General features: G+C 46.9%; 9 protein-coding genes. 2 read left to right on the plus strand and 7 right to left on the minus strand.

The genetic code is table 11. The features are described 5' to 3' along the window. Positions 1–193: 193 nt before the first annotated feature. Both FHS16_RS17565 and FHS16_RS17570 read left to right on the plus strand, forming a co-directional pair. Positions 194–2,974: a hypothetical protein gene (locus tag FHS16_RS17565; RefSeq protein WP_183565256.1), complete on the plus strand. Its 2,781-nt coding sequence runs from the start codon at positions 194–196 to the stop codon at positions 2,972–2,974. A 54-nt stretch (positions 2,975–3,028) separates the two neighbouring features. Next, positions 3,029–3,961 (plus strand): YbjN domain-containing protein, encoded by a 933-nt coding sequence (locus FHS16_RS17570; RefSeq protein ID WP_221226390.1) that lies wholly within the window; start codon positions 3,029–3,031, stop codon positions 3,959–3,961. A gap of 220 nt (positions 3,962–4,181) precedes the next feature. Here the strand turns inward: FHS16_RS17570 and FHS16_RS17575 are convergent, their stop codons facing one another. The 7 genes from FHS16_RS17575 to FHS16_RS17605 all read right to left on the minus strand — a co-directional run bounded on the left by FHS16_RS17575 (position 4,182) and on the right by FHS16_RS17605 (position 18,937). Beyond that, positions 4,182–5,810 (minus strand): response regulator transcription factor, encoded by a 1,629-nt coding sequence (locus FHS16_RS17575; RefSeq protein ID WP_183565262.1) that lies wholly within the window; start codon positions 5,808–5,810, stop codon positions 4,182–4,184. A 17-nt stretch (positions 5,811–5,827) separates the two neighbouring features. Further along, positions 5,828–7,540: a sensor histidine kinase gene (locus tag FHS16_RS17580; protein ID WP_183565265.1), complete on the minus strand. Its 1,713-nt coding sequence runs from the start codon at positions 7,538–7,540 to the stop codon at positions 5,828–5,830. Positions 7,541–7,574: 34 nt separating this feature from the next. After that, positions 7,575–9,095, minus strand: a complete 1,521-nt coding sequence (locus tag FHS16_RS17585) for an extracellular solute-binding protein (protein ID WP_183565268.1) — start codon at positions 9,093–9,095, stop codon at positions 7,575–7,577. 141 nt (positions 9,096–9,236) lie between these two features. Beyond that, on the minus strand, positions 9,237–15,638 hold the full coding sequence (locus tag FHS16_RS17590; protein WP_183565271.1) for an S-layer homology domain-containing protein: 6,402 nt from the start codon (positions 15,636–15,638) through the stop codon (positions 9,237–9,239). Between the two features lie 178 nt (positions 15,639–15,816). Then, positions 15,817–16,656, minus strand: a complete 840-nt coding sequence (locus tag FHS16_RS17595; RefSeq protein ID WP_376769680.1) for a carbohydrate ABC transporter permease — start codon at positions 16,654–16,656, stop codon at positions 15,817–15,819. A gap of 9 nt (positions 16,657–16,665) precedes the next feature. Then, positions 16,666–17,535, minus strand: coding sequence for a carbohydrate ABC transporter permease (locus FHS16_RS17600; protein WP_183565274.1), 870 nt, complete (start codon positions 17,533–17,535; stop codon positions 16,666–16,668). 79 nt (positions 17,536–17,614) lie between these two features. Next, positions 17,615–18,937, minus strand: coding sequence for an ABC transporter substrate-binding protein (locus FHS16_RS17605; RefSeq protein WP_183565277.1), 1,323 nt, complete (start codon positions 18,935–18,937; stop codon positions 17,615–17,617). Positions 18,938–19,054 lie beyond the last annotated feature (117 nt).

Below are 19,054 nucleotides of genomic sequence, written 5' to 3' on the forward strand. Positions count from 1 at the left end.
TGATAAAGTCGAGGCTATTGTGTATATTTAAATATAACTATCCAATTTGAAATGCATTCGAAAACGCTGAGTACTTCGGACTATTAAAATATGGATATATTTTTAGGAATTGCAGGATTTATCATATTTGTCCGCGAACTCATCCTTTAGTCATGTAATAGTCAAAAGCACCATAGGTACAGGAGGTTCATTCGTGCAGGAAAAGGTACCCAATAATAAACCATCAAGTACAACAATAGCCGCACCGATAAGCGGAGGTCATTCTGCACCAGCGAGTCCGATAATGAATCCTTCTCATATGACACAAGGCCAAATTCTGCAATTGCAAAGAACAGCAGGCAATCGCGCACTGCAAGGGATTGTAATCCAGCGGGCTGGAGGCGGCGCCAGCAGCGGTACGCCCACGCCGCCCGCGCAGACACCTGAACAATTACGAAGAGCAGAGCTCGCAGCTTACCGAGACGCTCAGTCACCCGGGATTGCCCAAGCTGCGCTCGATGATACGAGGCAGAAAGTCAAAGGGCAGCTAGGGCTATTTCTGAGTAAGGACAGTCAAGCCGCCAGTATTCGCACCAGTCTGGATGCCAAGGCAACAGAAGCCGTGAAAAGCAATATGGATGCCACTTCCAGTGTATCTGACCAAGCTAGAACCGATGCGAAAAAATACGCGAAAGACTATGCCAAGGCTGGCGTTGACCAGTCCCTGCTTAAATATGCAGGTGACTTGACGGATACCGAGCTTCCCGATTCCAAGAAAGCAGATTTTGAGGCAGTTACCAAGCAAGGATTCGATACAGTAGCCCCAAAAACGAGTAAAGCGCTTGACGAGCAGAAGACGAATGCGCTAGCTGCCGCTAATAAAAAAGCAAAAGAGCTCACTTCTTCCCTTCTTTCAGCCTCTGTTACGAAATCGAAGCGCACGGTTAGTAATAAGGTTAAGAGCGCAGGCTCCAACTTTCTTGATGCTACCATAGACGTTGGCGATGCTGGTAAAAGCGCAGTCACAGATCGTAGTACGATGGATACGAACGGGACTCTCTCTGCGGGGCTAAATACGGACGAAATTTATCAGAACGCGCTGGCCAATCCCCTTAAAACCGCTGTTCTCTCTAAGCTTGGCGTCGGTCGAGGTGAATTCCGAAGGTCGAAGGAACTGAATACATTCCGCCAAGAGCTGAAGGATGCTGCCCGTGAGAAGGCCAATGCGGATATTGACGTAGCGGTTACCAGTTCAACCCCACTGGCCAAAGAATATAAGTCCATGATGGCCAAAACCAAAGCCTTCAAGCTTGCCAAAGGCTCGGTGGATAACGTTATGGCCGACAAGGCCGTGGAGATTATTGAAGCGACCGTGCCTAAGGACACGACTAAAGTTAAGCTTGGGGAAGCAGGCAAATCTGCTGCATACGACATCGTCAAAGGGAACTCATCAACTACAGAGAAGATAAAAGCAGCCTCCATTGCAGGTGCTATGCGAGAGGCTAACAAGCTGCTGCTTGAGAATCAGCCTAAAGCCGTTTTAAAAGCACGCGACTTAGTCAAAAAGACACCACCTGCTCAGAATCCACAAATGAGCGGTCTTAAAGATGATGTTAAAACGAAAGTAACCAGCGATGGCATCGCGACTAAAGCGATTCAATCCGTAGAGGCAGATAACTTGAACAGCGGTTTCGCCAAACTAGGTAAAATTGTCGATCTTGCTGCACCATCTGCCGGCGATTCCGCTTCTCTTGCGGTTGAATTGAAAATACCGGTTCCTAGCGCGCCTGGGCTCTACTTTCTGTTTGCATTCGGCGGAGAAGCGGAACGGGACGAAGACGAGATTTCGTGTAATACACAGCTTACTTTCGGAGCAGGCTTCCAAACGTTCGGGCTAGATGCGAACTTCAGACTAGGCGTATATCTCGACGCATCGGGCAAAACGACAACGAGCGTTATGAATTTGATGTCCTATGGCTTGTACCGACAAATGCGCTCCTCCCCTATCGTTCCTAAATCGGCGCCAGATTTCTTCTATGGGCAAGGCGGCAGGTCGGGCAGCTCTAAGCTTGAAGAAGCCGAGAAATGGGCAATGATGATCGAAGAGCAGGATATGACTGGCGACAACTCTGTTGATATTGGCGTACTTGTACAATTAGGTATGGAAGCAAACGCAGGTGTAGCTGAGTTTTCTGCTGAATTGGCATACAAATATTTAAGCCGCTATAATAAGAAGCTGGTTGATGCCAAAAGTCAGGGACACACCTCGCTTGAGGATCGTGCCAAACGCATTGGCAAGGGCGAGATCCGTCATATCGTAGAAGGGGCAACCGAGGTTGCCGTTACGCTCGGAAGTACAAAGGTTGCCTTTGGGCTCGAAGGAGCCATGACCTTCTCCTCTGGCAGACTAAGAGAGCTTAACATCGGTCTATCGGCCAACGTACCTGCGCAATTCGGTGAAGAGACGAGTCAATTTGCCGAAATAGCAGGTAAAATCGTCACTGCGTCCGTCGGCAGCTTGAAAAATCTGGTTGCGCTTATTCAAGCCAAATATAAGAGCAGTCATGGTGGACCTCCGATGGACGGCACCCGTGCAGCGGGCTCAGTCGTAGATTCCGGCAGTGACGCCTTGTTTATGGGCAGCCATTTCGACAGCATCGGAGCAAGTCTATCCGAGAAAATTACTGGTGACGAAACCGTTAATGATACCATTCGCAGTTGGCTGCCTGGACAGGACAGCTCTGCCAGTGATATTGAGCAAGTCGGCAAGATTGGCTTGTCCAACTCGCTGCAGCTAGCCATTGAATTCGAGAAGAGCTGGGATGCGGCTGGAACTGCCGGTGATTGGGAAATTGCGTTAAGCGCAAGCCAAGTGAAGTCACTTTCGATTGACGCAGGTATAGCCGTAGTTGAAGTGGAGAAATCAAAACGACTCGGTAAAATCGGCTTTAACCAAGATGGCTTGACTGGCGGCATTGCCGGTCTTGAGAAGTAAATCTCTCAGAAGTAAAGCGGCTGCTAACGCAGAGAAGAAGGGATGGTAATGACAATGAGCAAACTAGGTAATGAAAAGCTAATCCTTGACCATCCTATTGCCTTTACCACTTTGGCTGGCCAATCGATTCCAGCGAAGCTGCAAGAAGTTAGGCTATTTGCAGACGGTGATTCAAGGCGCTGTACCCTACGCCTTGAACTCGACTCGACTGCCTTCCTGACCATCGTAGAGGGTGAATGGTTCGGGCTGCATCCTGCTGCTAACGAGGGGTTAACCGTCAGCAGCTTCGACCTGGATCTGCCTGTGGAGCTGCACATCTTGCTCCGCAAAGGAATCGCAGAACTGCTTCTGCAGGAAGCAACGAGTGGCGAGGACATCATTAGGGCTTTACTCGGTTCCTCAACTGATGAAGCGAACGTTAAGCTTAATATAAGTGAAAATTGGCTGGCTACCGATATTAAGCAGGAAATGAATCTGCCTGAGGAATTAGCTGATGAAGGCAAGCTCAAGCACGGTTTCCGAACGCAGTGGGCCGAAGCCTCAGGCTCCAGTGCTGCCGCTTCAGCTATCGTTAAAGGAGCCATGCATGAAACGGTAGATCAACTGCTTAACGGCTGGAATTGGAGTTTTCTTCGCGAGGACTCCGAATTGCTTTCCGTGAAATTTAGCGGAGACTCTGGTCAATGGACGGTCCTCATCGCAACGGATGAGGACAAAAGTCTATGCCTCATCTATTCGATTTACCCTGTTATGGTGCCGGAAGCTCGCAGATCGGACGCAATGGACTGGATGACAGAGGTAAACTACAATTTACCGATTGGCTGCTTCGAAATGGACCTCACAGACGGCGAGCTGCGCTTTCGCAGCGGAATCGACGTCGAGCAGGACCGACTAAGCACGGAGCTGCTGAGTAACCTGCTAACGACGAACATGGCGGTTATGGATATGTATTTTGCCGAACTGGCACAGCTAACGGAACAAGGCTAATAGAAAGAGGCATGAGCAAAGCTCATGCCTCTTTTCAGTTTAGTAACGGTATCACTGAGATCGAGTTATCACCTGCCGTTACGTCTATCGGGTTGTCCGTATTACATTGCAAACGCCGAAATTCGGTATGATGCAGGTTGCTATTAAGATGGATGGCAAAGCTATTGAAGCTTTCTTTTGACTACATCTTTTGACTACTTCTTTTGACTACTTTTTTCGACTACTTCTTCAAGGAAAGGTCGCTGTTCTTAAATTCTTGCGGCGTCATCCCGTAGTGGGATTTAAACAACTTAATAAAATATTGCGGTTTCTGATAACCAACTTCAAGCGCAATTTGGCTTATCTTCAAATCCTTGTGCTTCAGCAATTGGACCGCTTTCTCCATTCGCAGGCGAAGTACATAGTTGGAGAAGTTCTCTCCTGTTTCCTGCTTAAATAAGTTGGATATATAAACAGGATGCAGGTTGACATGATCGGCTACCGTTTGAAGCGTTATATCCTTTATATTCTCCTGTATGAACCGACGAATCCGTTCCATCAAGTCAAAGCGTATATTGTCTGAACGGCTGTCGCTGTAAGCTTTAATTTGAACATAGCTGCCGAAGGCCCATTCTTTTAATGGCTCCAAGCTCCAACTGGCATCAATTTTCAGCATTTTCTCGATATCTCTTCCAAACACTTCAAAGATCCGTTTGCCTTTCTTGTGCAAATAATACGAATAGGTTTGCAGCAAGGTAACGTAGATTTCAAGCCCGTATTCTCGGGCTCCGCTGCCTGCACCTTCAAGCTCGTCGAATATCCGAGTCAGCTTGCTCTCGAATGCCGTCCACTGCTCGATATCGATTAACTCCATTAACGTTTGAGGACGATAAAGCTCCGCAAGCGGCTGGATTTCGTAAATTTCTTTCTTTTGCGTCACATTAAAAAAACTCTCCGTCTGATTGCCTATATAATCGGTATAAATGGTTAGCGCAGAGTGGTACATGGACTGTACGTCCTTTGGGAATCCCCCTCCATTGCTTAGCACAAAGGAAACCTTAGATTTTAAATATAATTTAATCTGATGCTGGGAGAGCCTAGCCAGATCTTCTATTATTGCGGAGTTGTCTATGCCTGCTTGCTCAATTGCACTTGCTTGAACCAGGAAAATTAAATAATCATGCGAATCTTTGCAATGCATCACATTAAATTTATCCGAGAAAACCTCTTCTACGATGTTGAACATGGCATATTCAATCAACGAGAGACTATAAAGGTCCGTATTTGAATAATCTTCCTCTACTCTCATACATAAGAGGATAGCCTCCCTTTCAACAGAAAAGGGAAGCCCATATAGATGAATCTTCTCCTTCAAATCAGATATCGGGTAATTTTTGCCGGATATCAATTCATACAAAAACATTTCTCTTAATTTGGGCAGGCTTTCTCGGAAACGGTAAACAAATTTTTGCTGATTCAACAGCTCATTTCCTTCTTCTGTAATCCGATTAATAATGTTCCGAAGAGTTTGTTCCAATTCCTCGTTCGATACCGGCTTTAAGAGATAATCGCTTACTTGTTGTTGAATAGCTTCCTTCGCGTATTGAAATTCATCAAATCCGGTGATAATAACCGCTTTTGTGTTTTTCCATTTCTCATTGATTCGGGCGATCAATTCAAGTCCGGTCATTCCATTCATTTGGATATCCGTTACCACAATATCAACGGAACGGTAATTCAACAGCTCCAAGGCCTCCTCGCCGGAATAAGCCTTATACACATGGGTGATCCCCATCTGCTCCCACGGAAGTCCAATCGCCAGACTATCAACCAAATGTGTGTGATCGTCCACGATCAATATTTCGAACATCCTTGTCCCTCCTTAGCTCAAGACACATCTTCCCTGCTGCTCCAGCATAACTCTACGCAAAGCCCGCCTAATTCCGATTGACTGAGCAGCAAGCCCGAGTCCCCGCCGTACATCAAACGCAGACGTTGATGTACGTTTTTCAAACCGGATTCTATTTCTTCATTGCTCGATTGAATTTTCCTTCTAATAGAGTCGATCACCGCATAATCAATGCCCGTACCCGTATCCTCAACCGCGACATGGTTCATAAAGCCTTCTCTCCAACACCGGATTCGTATCATTCCATATTCCGAATGATTATTGAACGAATGAAGAATTACGTTTTCAACAAGCGGCTGTACGATTAACCGCGGAATTTCCAAGTCTGCCATCTGCGGCTCGACCTCGATTTGAAATTCAAAATCATCTCTAAGCATGCAATGAATTTCCAAATAAAAATGAACCAAATCCAGCTCTTCTCTTAGCTTCACCATCTTGTTCCCCGTCTTGGTCGTGTACCGATAGTATTTGCTCAAATTCATGGTCATCGAAATGGCCGCTTTGTCTTCGCTCAGCTCAATCATGCTTTTGATATAAGCAAGCGTGTTGTACAGAAAGTGCGGATTGATCTGCGATTGCAGCTGCTTCAGCGTCGCATCCTTCGACCGAAGCTGCTCTTTGAACACATCCTCGATCAACTTCTCTATTTTTGACGCCATGGAGTTGAATTTTTCATAAAGAAACCGGTATTCCCCTTTGGGCTTGTCTACCATCCTTACGGAATAAATCCCTTTTTCGATCAAATTCATGTTCTGAATCAGCTTCCGAAACGGGATCTGAATATTTCGATACATGACAAAAGCAAGATAAGCCCCCATAAACAGAAGCATTCCGCTTATTACATAAAACATCGTCTGATTTCGGCTGATGGGTGCCATGATATGACTGATAGGCACGTAATCAACAAGATACCAGCCTAACGATTCCAACTTTTGATAATGAACCTGAAACTGTGTCTTGCCGGATTCAAGCAGCATGTATCCGCTTTCCATCGAGCTGTCGATCTCCCTAAGCCGGGGAAGAAATTCGTCAATTTGATTGACATTTACGGAATAATTATAGATAGGGTTCGCTCCTGGATGATAGAGGAACGGATCTCCCGAACCATTCGCTTTAAATTCAGATAATGCGCTTCGTAGTGCCGCCACGCCGAACTTAAGCAATACTCTCATATGCGCCTCGCCCGATTCCGCCGAGTTTTCGGGATAAGACAATATCTCCATGAAATAATCTTCATTCGGATCGGAATAATATTGCCAAAATGTATCCTGCGCGGGAAACACCTTCGGAAGCGCATTTAAGCTGGAGCTGCTTTTGATCATGATTCCGGTACGGGGATAGAGAACGGCGATCACCGCCTTCCAATCGCCATAACCGGCAAGTCGATTAATTTCTTCTGAGACGGTTCGATTGATTCTATATTTATCCAAGACATCGTCAAGCAAATCCGGGTAGGCTAGATTACGCACATCCGTGCTTTCGTACAGCATTTTCTTATACGTATCCAGTCGGAAAAACAACTCGTCCAACTGGTTGGCGAACGTTTCAATCTGATATTGCTTCACCTTAATAATTTCGTCCGTCAAGACACGCGTGCTTGTTCGGTTCGACACCGCAAATAAGAGCAAGATTGGGATAAGCAAAATGAACAAAGTGGCTATTAGTTTTGTAAATATGCTGAATCTGCTCATGGCCGATCGTCCTCTCCTATTCGGGCTCAGCATGTTAATGTTGGAGTTGAAATTCCGAGAACTGCTTTTTCAATTCAGCAAAAACAATATCAAAGCCTGCCTTCTTAAGGGCTGCAATTGCATCTTCGTAATACTCTTCATAACTAGCCAAACCAAAATTGATAGGCTCGATTTTTTCCTTATAGACCGCCATGACCTGCGCCATCTCATTTTTGACGGACGCCTCGTTGAAATGAAATCCGAATAATTTGGAAATGCGAGAGTTCTCGTCATTCATAAGCATATCATCGATAATGTCATCCTCTACACTGGCAGGTGCGAGAAAATAATCTTTGTTCCGCCACATCCATTCGTATATTAACTGGTCATTGGTCAATTGCTTAATTTTACCGTTCTCCAGCTCATAGTCCTTTCCCTCTACTCCATAAATGATAAAATTATAATTATCTTTGTTCTTCAGAATCCAATTCATAAACATCATCGCCCGTTCAGGATTCTCCGACGCCGCGGTGATCATAAAAGCTTCATTGCTTGGGGTAGTGATAAACTTGGGCTTCTCCTTTGCAAGATAATACTCTCGGAGCCTCGCATTCGGATCAGCATTCCGTGCCGTTTGCAAGTTCTCCATTGCCCTGGAGACTGCGCCAACACGAAAGAGAAGCTTTCCCGCATTCTCCTGATCGATCTTTGCTGCCGGATTGCCCACTAGATTCTTGTCGATAATCCCCATATTCACCCATGACTCACGCAATTGAGCTACCTTTTTGTATACATCAGACTCCACATAACTGAGCATCTCCCCAGAATCCTCATCCACCATAAATAACATGCGCTCATCCAATGAAGAGTAGTTTCGATCCGTCAATTCGCGCCACAACATTTCATGGCCTCGGTCCGTTTCCAAATAGCCGTAATAACTTGGATCGATGGCTTGCATTCTCTTAAAAAAAAGCTCTAAATCAGCGATCGTCTTAATTTCGGACAGGTTGACCTTCTCTAGCAAATCCTGCCGAACCATAACGGAAGAGAATTTCCCGGCGGACGTAAATGCTTGAGACGGTATGGCCCAAAGCTTCTCGTCGATCCGGTTTTGCTTGAAGTTTTCATCGGGGATATGTTTAATAAGATCCTGCCCGTATTGATCCAGCAGTTCATCTAAAGGCTGAATATAACCTTTCGTGTAATAAACGGAGACGAATGGCGCCCCATACCAGAACAAATCGTAATCTTCACCGGTAGATAAGGCCAGCTCTAATTTTTGCTGGTAATTGGACCATGGGATATAAGTCAATTCAAGCTTCATATTCAAATCTTTCTTCAGTCGATCATTCAATTCATTCTCAACGAAATCTCCCATGCGCGCCGACAGATCGCCAGGCATGATCACTTTCAATGTGACATATGATTCTGGCACGTCTTCCACTTGCTCATCCGCTGCATCGGCATTGTGGTGTTCCGTCGAATTCGGCAAGTCAGGTCCGCTATATTTGCTGTATAGGATGAACATTAGAGATATGAAAAGTATGGCAACCATTCCAATAACAGCAGGTTTCATCGAAAAGCACAACCTCCTTTACCATAGAGCCTCAATGCTAGTCTACACTAATTATGCCAAAGTGAATACGATACCATAACGAGAGATAAAACAGGAGCACATGAACGATAATGTCATGTGCTCCTTTATTTAGTTCAACCTTTAATTCATAAATTGCGTAAACTGCAATAGCCTTTTGATCATGACCGCTGCTTCAGCTCTGCTTGCCTGGGCGATCGGATCAAGCGTAGTTTCTGATTTTCCTTGCATGATTTGAGCGGTAAGCAGCTCAGCTATCGAATGCCTTGCCCATGAACCGATAGAACCATTATCCGTATATTTCTCAAGCTGTTTTTCATCACTATCATTTGCTTGGACGGATTTGTTCACATAGCTCAAAGCTCTGGACAGCATGACAGCCATTTGCTCGCGGGTGATTCTTTCGTTTGGCTTGAACGAACCATTCTTAAAGCCTTCAATGATTCCCGCATCAACCGCTGTTGCAACCGAAGCTGCAAACCAGTCTCCTTTGGATACGTCACTAAAAGCAGCGTCCGTGCTTAGAGGACGAAGTCCGAGAGAACGAACGAGTATGGCTGTGAACTCTGCGCGAGTGATTGATTGGTTCGGTGAAAAGCTGTTCAGCGATACCCCGTTAATAATCCGCTTAGAAGCCAGCAGCTCGATTTCCGATTTTGCCCAGTGGCCCTGAATATCGGAGAACGTCTTACTGCCCGAAGCTACCGTATACATACTGTTTCCATTCCGTTTGATGACAACCTCTGTATTTCCGCCATTGCCTAGAAGGACGGATGGAACAAAATGAAAGGTTGCTGTAACCGGATCAAATAAGAGAGCAGTAGCTTCCGCAGCATCTAAGGTTTCTGGAAGCATAACGGTTCTTTCGAGATATGCGCTTCCGAAGTTGTTGATCTCGATCGACTTTCCATTAGCTTGAGCTAAAATGCTGTAATCCAAAGCAGCGGTAAGCAATGTCAAACCTTCCTTGCTTGCCTGCTCAGACATCAGATCTGCCATACTGCCAGCAACTTTGTTAATGACAATACTTATGGTCATCTTATCAGGACTCACGCCAAGCTTTTCCGCTAAAGCAGCTAATCCTAACGCTTTGACAGGGACCTTGTAGCTTCCGAAATCGGTCTGTATAAGCACTGACGCTTCCGGCAGCCCATTCGCCGCATCCGCAAATGCGGATGCCGGGATATCGACCTTCACATTCCCACCGTCGTTTTTCAGTTGGATGATAACCGAATTCGTATTTACATTAGTTGAGCCTTTTAGAAGGGCAAGGAAAGCATCCTGAAGCTTCTTCGAATCAATATTTGCCGCCACTTCCTTGACGCCATTCTCATTCGTTGTCGGAACAAGTATGATCGCGTCTTGGCCCAGCTTGATTCCTTTGTCCGTTATTTCCGGCACTGGTGTTGATGTGCCTCCGGAGCCGCCGGATGGCGGGTTCGAACCGGTTGCAATCGTCACGTTAAATGGCTTCTCCAGATTGCCGTCAACAGACTTCGCCGTAATAACGGTTTGGCCAACACCGACTGCCGTGATCAATCCCGCGGCTGATACATAGGCAACTTTAAGGTCTGCCGAAGACCATACGACCCTTTTATTGCTCGCATCTGCCGGCGCTACCGTAATATTAATCTGCTTATTTGCGCCTGGAGCCAATTGAATCTGGCCCGAAGAATCAGCCGTTAATCCCGTAACCTTTACCGGGGCCTCGGCAGCGCTATTTGATACGTCTACACTGCCTAAATTCAGCCATCCGCTTTCACTCTGCTCCGCATTTGCGAAGCGGAACTTCTTGGCGTCCACATTGATTTCCTCTAGCGGATTTACGTAGCGCATCAAGATTTGATAGCTGCCATTGCTTAATTCTGGATTGGCAGTCGATTCAAACAGCTTATTGTTATCAAAGCCATTCGTATTAGGAAGAATGTCTTTCAGATCCCAATCCGGATTCCATATTTTAATGATGTCATTACCTGATTTGGCAGCAAGCTCGACCTTCCAGTTGTAGTAGAACGGCGCTACTCCTTTGTTCTCAAGCTCTACTCCCACCTTCAGGTTACCGTCAGATGCGTCCAGGTAGGCGCTTGGCGCATAATATTCATAGCCCATTTTGCGCGAGCCTTCCGTAGCTCTCGCCAAAGGCTCTGCGTCTAGCGGCGTTTGGAATATACCTTGGGCAAGCAACCAAGATGCGTGCGTCAAGCCAAGACTTGTGTAATAATCCTCTCCCTGCGCCCCCTCGATCGGCGTCGATGGTTCATTGTATTTAGGCGGATCATTGTTCCACATCTTCACTTGAATTTCCGGTCTCATCTCTCCGCCCATGCTGTTCGTCTTCCAGAATTCAGTTACACCTGCATCATTGACCTTACCCCAGAAATGCCAGCCTTGCCCGCCTAAGCTTGGCGGCAGCGTCTGGAATGCAAATGAATCATCATGATAGCCGACATCAAAATTTTTGGTTTGAAGCGTATTATTTTCCATTGGATTTCTTAATACGAGCTGCGTTTCGTTGAATGCGTTGTCCATAGCGGTAAGAACCCGCTTCATGTTGGCGTCTGTCGGCATCAGGTTAGGCGATTTCAGATTGCCGTCATAAGGATACGTATGCCATTCGCCCCAGAAGCCGATTAATCCGATCATGATGGACCCGATCCGAGGATCGCCATCATAACGATTGCCAAGCGCGCCAATGAAATTGTCCAAAGCGCCCATTAATCGTTCATCGTTATAATCAGGCGCTAAGCTCGTAGCATCCTTGCCATTGTCGAATTCCTCATACTTGTAAGTCGACAGCCCTTCATCAATTAGAAATTGCGGGATTGCTGAAGGTTTGTTCGGGTAATCCAGATACACCCTGAATACGGACTGATTGCCTCTGGCTGCTACCTCTGCAAGCCGTTTGTCCAGTTCAGTCCAATTAAAGTCATCCAGATTGTTCATCAGCTTGCTCAGCGGCAAGTAGAAGAACTCCAAGCTGTATGGCAGTTGTGTAGGGCGATCTCTCCAATCGTCGCCAACTTTGAAATAAGCTTCCTCCGATGCATCGTAGAAAGGCAGGAACCCTTTGAGCGGATTATCTACCGGTGCAGGAACATATTCCAAGGCAAACGTTCCAGCCGTCGTTGCCCATGCAGGCGCGTTCGGGTGCTCGGCAGGAGGTGTCGTGGGGCCTCCTCCAGATCCGCTTGTTCTGCCCGCTAACGCATAGATTCCAATTTGGTCTATGCTAAGGACATTGTCTGCTTGATTTTTAGGGCCGAAGCCGAATTGAATTTGCAGAACCTTGCTCGCATCGAATTCAGCATCGCAAGCACCGCAGCCCTGCCATGCGGATTGAGCCAGTGCGCTCCAAGGAATTCTCACCATTCCTTTGTAGCCCGCAGCGACCGATAGGGAGCCTCCAGCGAGAGTAGCAGCCTTCCAGCCATCAGCTGCATGGTAGAAATCCACCACTCCTCCTTCTTTTAAAGAGAACTCGCCTTTTGGTGCATCGGTAACGAGTGAAAGGTTCAAATCCATATTCTTGTTGCTTGCCGACGTATTGTTGACCCAGAATGTGAGTCCGTCAAATGCCGACCAATCCGTGTCTGCTCCGGTAAATGCCGCACGTTTAATATTGGCCCAATCGGATATGGGTTTGCCCGGAGGAGGAGAAACCGAGAACTTCATCGCCTGGCTCCCATTTGAATAGTTCACTGTGTCAATCGCGCGCAGCGCAGACGGCTCTCCAGATTCCCAGTCTACTCTCCAGACGTTCTGCAACGCAGCATCGCTCTCGTACGATTCGAAATCTTCCAGTATTTTATCCGCCCGATAGAGCATGATGTCATCAATCGTGATGACATTGTGAATATATCCGGCTGGCGGATATCCGAACTGAAGACCGGTTACTTCGCTAGCATCGAGCGCTGCAGCGCAATCCGCTTGAACGCCGTCGCACTGCCACGCGGATTGTACGAATTGATCCCAAGCCACTCTTACAACGCCTTTGAAGCCTGCGGGAACGTTTAGCGAGCTTCCGTTGAATGCTGCAGCTTGCCAGCTTCCATCAGCAGCAATCGTCGAGGCTGATCCGCCTTCTTTGAGCCCGAACTCTCCTTTGGCTGCCGGAGTTTGAAGCGCAACATTCAAGCTGAAGTTTTTATTATCGTTTGTTGTATTGTCCACCCAGAAGCTCAAACCGTCGAACTTGGACCAATTACGTTTGTCCGAAGGGATGGAATGGATCGTATTCGACCACTCCGAATCAGCAATCGCAACCGAAAGCGTAAGGCCCTTGCTTCCGCTTGCTTGGCCGAGCGCCTTCGTAACGGAGCCCGGTTTGTCCGACCACGCTTCCGTCCATGCTTGCCCAAGCGCGGCATCATCGGCATATGACTCGAAATTTTCAATGAGCCCTGGTTTTCCTGAACCAGGATCAGTGCCTGGGTCAGTACCCGGATCAGTACCGGGATCAGAGTCTGATTCATACTTATCCGTAAAATATATTTCATCGATATAGATGGTGCCTGTCGTATCCCAAGCAGCTTGTGAAATTGCAATGCTCCAGATGGTTTGCGACAAATTAATGCCTTGAGCAGGCAGGTCGATAACCAAATCCTTATAGCTTGTCGTTATCGTATCTCCGCTGAATTGGCCAAGCGTTTTCGTTGCGCCGCCAATGCTGAGGCTGACCTGATTCTCTTCTCCCCCGGCGGCTCCTTTCACCCGAATGACCAGCTTCCCCGTATCTGCCACATTACGGCCGATATTGGTTTCGAGCCGCGACATATTCTGATACTGCAGAACTAATGCGCCGTCTTGGACAACGCCAGCGCCATTCCCATTGGCAAAGTTGCTTGAACCTGTCCATTGATTAAGATCATTTTGAGTGTTTCCAGACCATGCTGGCGTTCCGTCATAATCATCCACGAGCAGGCGCTTTGGCGGAGGCGGAGGTGAAGTCGGCGGCACCGTGCAAGGCGATGCGCAATCTCCTACGAGCACGGGACCCAAATTGAGCCAACCTTCTTTGTCTTGATCCGTATTCGCAAACCCTACCTTTTTCGCCTTGTTGCTAATGGCCTCTAGCGGATTAACGACCTTCATCACCAAATAATAATAACCGTCATTCAAGCCTGGAGCAGGAATGGACGCATCGAAATAATAGGGCTCGCCGAATGGGACATACTTCGGATCGCCAGGAACATTCCACTCCGGATACGTTCTGATTTGCACAGGCATCACCTTGGTCATATCCCATGTCGTATCCCATTGCTTAACAAGCTTCCCTGATGCATTCTTTACCCCAAGCTCTACCTTCCAAGGATATGCGAAGGGAGCAACGCCATTATTCTGAATGGTTACTCCGACCTTAAGCGGGTCGCCTTGAGCAACGTCATTATAATGAGCGCTCTTCACATTCAAATCATAGCCCATTTTTCTCACACCAGCGGCAACGACAGCATCATTGGCGTTATAGTTGCTGATTCCGCCTTGGTTGATCATCCAAGTTGCATGAGTCAGTTCGATATCATCCATTGCATCATCAACATTGGCGCCGCCGCTGAAGAAGCTGCTCTGAATTTCGGGACGCACTTCTCCGCCAACCGTTTCCGTTATCCATTTATTCTCGGAACCGGCTTCCAGCATTTTGGTCATAAACGAATAATAAGCTCCGCCCATGCTCTCTGGCTGCGTTACGCTTTGCAGCGGATCGCCTTCCTTATATCCGAAAGAGTCATCATGGTAGCCAAAATTGTACTCCGAAGCGCCAGGCAAGCCGGGATATCGGACCTCCAGCTTGGTTTGGTCAAAGGCTGAATCATATGCGGTGAAAAGTTCTCCGATTGTATCTGCGCTAGGCATATAGTTCGGCAAACCATCCGCAGCATCCTCATCATACGGGTAAGTATGCCACTCCCCCCATAGTCCAACGAGGCCCATATGAATAAATCCAATGCGCGGGTCTCCATCATACTCCGCCCCGAAGGCTTCAATGAAGTTGGTTAAATACGTGACCATTAACGGATCATCGTAATCAGGTTCGTCCTGGTTAAACGTATCGTTATGACGCATTTCAACGCCGCTTTGATGAATAAAGTCCGGAATGGCATCCTCCTTGCCCGGATATTCAAGATAGACCCTGATTGCCGCCTGATTCCCTCTTGCTGCGATGGCATTCAGTGCCGGCTCGATGCCCGTATCGAATGTATAGGAATCAGGGCCATTCATCACCGCTTTCAACGGAATATAATACCATTCCAAGCTGTGAGGGAAAGAAGTTTCCGTTTCCCACGGATAGAACGGCGCGAAGCCTTTTAACGGGTTGTCTAGCTGGCTTGGGGCAAAGCTCAAATCATGCTTGGTTAAGGCGCTATCCACAGCAGGGCTCGGATATGGATTAGCGGGTACGCGCGTTGGCGCGGGGTCCGCGCTGGCAATGCTTGCAGCATTGCCAAAGAGCGTGCTTAACAACATACTGCCGATAAGCAACACTTTGAATGATGCCTTCCTAATCTTGTGAACGGATAATGAATTCATTGAAACCCTCCTCGATTACGCTGATCATAAATGAAAACGCTATCATAATTACATTGCTTATATCCATTTTCCGCATGCAAAATAAGCAGCAGGCCCATCCGGACTTCTATAAGCCCGGATACCTGCGGAAATGGATTCGAAACCGATAAAACTAATAAGAAACATTAGAATCAATCGTTCATCCTTTATGCGCGCTAAATGCGATGCCTTCGATAAACTGCTTTTGAAAGATAAAGAAGAGAATGATCATCGGAACTACCGCCATGAAGGCGCCTGCCATTAACACGGGGTAATCCGTTCCGAACATGGATACGAGTGTTGCAATACCCGAAGACAAGGTCATCTTCTCAGGCGAGCTGTTAATAATGAGCGGCCACTGCAGTTCATTCCATGACCACTGCAACTGAATAATGACGATCGCCACCAAAGCCGACCTGACTAGCGGAAGCATGATATGCCAGTAAATTTGAAAAGGATTGCAGCCATCCAGCACCGCTGCTTCTTCCAATTCCTTCGATATGGTCATAAAGAATTGCCTTAAAAGAAAGGTTGCGAAAGGACTAATTAATGAAGTAATCCAAAGCGCCGTAACCGTATTGACCAATCCTAAGTCACTCATCATCATATATTGCGGCGTATAGAAAACAGGATTAGGCACCATCATGACCGAGATAATCAATACAAAAAGAATCGTGCTTCCCGGGAACCTTAACCGAGCAAAGGCATATGCCGCCATCGAACTAAATACAACCGGAAATATGGTCTTCATTATAGCGGTGAACACGGTGTTCATGTAATAATGCGGAAATGCGGATTGCTTGATCGCCTCAATATACCCTCTTAAGCTGGGGGCATCCGGGAAAAAATGAATGGGAATTTGAGTTGCTTCCGTTGTTGTCTTCAGCGAAGTCAGCACCATCCACACAAATGGAACGAGCATAATAACGGCGCTGATTAAAAGAATGATATGAACAATCCAGTTGATCTTCCTCGCCGATGAGATTTGCATTTCTGTCATCCTTCCTCCTCAGTCGTAGACGACCCACTTTTTCTGAAAAGCAAATTGAATCCCTGTCAGCACAAGGTTAATCAACAGTAATACATTGATAATTGCGGCTCCGTAATTGGGATTAAAGTAAACGAAGCTGTTTTGGTAATAAGCATAAACAAGTGAGCGGACCGACGGAAGCGCTACATTCGTTTTCCCAATAATCAGGAAGATCGAGTCAAAGATCTGCGTTGCTCCAATTAATAGGATAATGCTCGTGAAAAATAGTGTCGGGGTTAGCATAGGAATGGTGATATACCGAAACTTGTTGAATCTCTTGGCACCGTCAATGTCTGCCGCCTCATAAAGCGATTTGGGTATCCCTTGCAAGCCCGCGAGAATGAGCAGCATATTAAGGCCGATTGCCCCCCACACGCCAACGATAACCAACACGAACATCGCATAATTGGAATTTGACAGCCATGCCACCCGGGTTCCCAAGAGATGATTGACGAGTCCGAAGTCTTGAGCGAACAAGACGACCCAAACCATCGCTGCCGCAGCGGGCATCGTGACTTGAGGCAAGAAAAAAATGACACGGTAAATGGACAATCCCTTGATCTTGGTATTCAGCAGCACAGCAAAAATGGTAGAGAGGATTAGCGTAATAGGCACAAACAAAACAACGTAATATAAGGTGTTGCGAAGATTCTGCCAAAACTCTTCGTCACGGAATAATTTCACATAGTTATCAAATCCAACCCAATGATTAACGAGCCCGAAATTCTCCGACTGTTGGAATCCTAGCATAATCGACTGGAGAACCGGCCAACCCCAGAAAACCAATGTGCCTATGAGAGTCGGCGCGATCATGAAGTAGGCCCAAACATATCTGCTTCTGGAATTCAATCTGACCACTCCCTATTCATTGGAGACGCTCCTGCTCGCCAGGAACGTCCCCCGAATCACTTTAATTTGGATAATAGGCTTATTTTGCTTCCGTTATTGCTTGGTTCATCATCTCAGCGACCTTTTTCGCAGCTTCCTCCACTGCGATAGCTCCGCCCCAAGCCTGCGACATAATCTCAGGCTCTTTCGCGAACCATACCGGATACGATTCGGAACCGCTCGGATACGGAATCGCATCAGCTACTTGCTCCGTGAAGATTTTTAGATTCAAATGAGGTCTCGAAGTCAGCCACGCATCCTGCGTACCGTTGAATGCCGGTATTGCAGCTCCCATTTCCGCCGTAATTTCCGCAGCCTTTTGGGATCCTAGGAACTTGAGGAATAACCAAGCTTCTTCCTTGTTCTTGCCACCTGCGGACATTACGTTACCTAAGCCATTGATGATATTGCCTCTTTTCACTTTGCCTGAAGGCAATTTCGCCCAATCCCATTTCCCTTTAATAATTTCGCTGCTATCGATATCGCTAATCCGCCAAGATCCGTCAAAGATCATCGCCAATCTGCCGGATTTGAACATCTCAGTCGCTTCCGTGTCCGTCATTTGTTGATGAGTCGGAGAAGCGCCGTCAAGAATCATTTGATAACGGGCCTTCAAAGCTTCAATGGAAGCCGGATCATCGTACCCCGACTTACTCAAGTCAGAAGAAAGGATGCTTCCGCCATTTGCCAGAATATCGTTCCAATATCCCGTTTGCGTGTCGAGCTTTGCTCCAAAGCCATAGATGCCTTTATCAGGCTGGCTTAGCTGCTTCGCAGTCTCGGCAAGCTTGGCATAATCCCAAGTGTCGTCTGGATAAGGTATGTTCGCTTGGTCAAACAGCTCTTTGTTGTACGCCAATCCGATCGTGTCGAAATCCTTAGGCACGCCGTAGTTTTCGCCGTTCAGCGTATAGATGGTAGCAAGGTCTGCCGCATAATTATTCAGATCGATTTCTCCAGCCTGTACCTTGCCTGTGATCGGCTCAAGGAAATTACCTGATGCATATTTAACGAACTGCCCGCCATGCATCCAGAAAACATCTGGCAATGTACCGGATGGAGCAGCAGCAGACATTTTAGTCCAATAATCACCCCATGGGATAACCTCTACCTTGATTTTGATATTCGGATTTTCTGCCGTAAACTCCTTCGCAATGGCTTCCATGGCCGGTTGCTGAATCTTATCCCAAATGGAATAGGTAAGGGTTACGTTCTTTTTAGGCGCATCAGTCGCTTCCCCCGCCGTGTTGTTTGGACTATTGTCCGGCGCGTTGGTGGAGTTGTTGCTGCATGCGGCAGAGAACAATGCAATAACGGTGAAAACAGTTGCAAGCATGAATGAAAATTTGTTTCTTTTTGCCATTTCAAATCCCCCTATTGATTAATTTAGGCAAATTATTTGCGTAAACTATTTACGCTAAACATTCTGCCTCTTTACTTCTATATCTTAATCGAATACCATAACCACTTTAAATGCCTC

Origin of the sequence: Paenibacillus endophyticus (genome assembly GCF_014192395.1) — a bacterium.
GTDB lineage: Bacteria > Bacillota > Bacilli > Paenibacillales > Paenibacillaceae > Pristimantibacillus > Pristimantibacillus endophyticus.

What these genes read in the sequence shown, in the direction of transcription:
- FHS16_RS17580 (WP_183565265.1), bottom strand. Translation starts at nt 7,540, where the DNA reads ATGAGCAGATTCAGCATATTTACAAAACTAATAGCCACTTTGTTCATT.
- FHS16_RS17595 (WP_376769680.1), bottom strand. Translation starts at nt 16,656, where the DNA reads ATGACAGAAATGCAAATCTCATCGGCGAGGAAGATCAACTGGATTGTT.
- FHS16_RS17570 (WP_221226390.1), top strand. Translation starts at nt 3,029, where the DNA reads ATGAGCAAACTAGGTAATGAAAAGCTAATCCTTGACCATCCTATTGCC.
- FHS16_RS17585 (WP_183565268.1), bottom strand. Translation starts at nt 9,095, where the DNA reads ATGAAACCTGCTGTTATTGGAATGGTTGCCATACTTTTCATATCTCTA.
- FHS16_RS17590 (WP_183565271.1), bottom strand. Translation starts at nt 15,638, where the DNA reads ATGAATTCATTATCCGTTCACAAGATTAGGAAGGCATCATTCAAAGTG.
- FHS16_RS17575 (WP_183565262.1), bottom strand. Translation starts at nt 5,810, where the DNA reads ATGTTCGAAATATTGATCGTGGACGATCACACACATTTGGTTGATAGT.
- FHS16_RS17605 (WP_183565277.1), bottom strand. Translation starts at nt 18,937, where the DNA reads ATGGCAAAAAGAAACAAATTTTCATTCATGCTTGCAACTGTTTTCACC.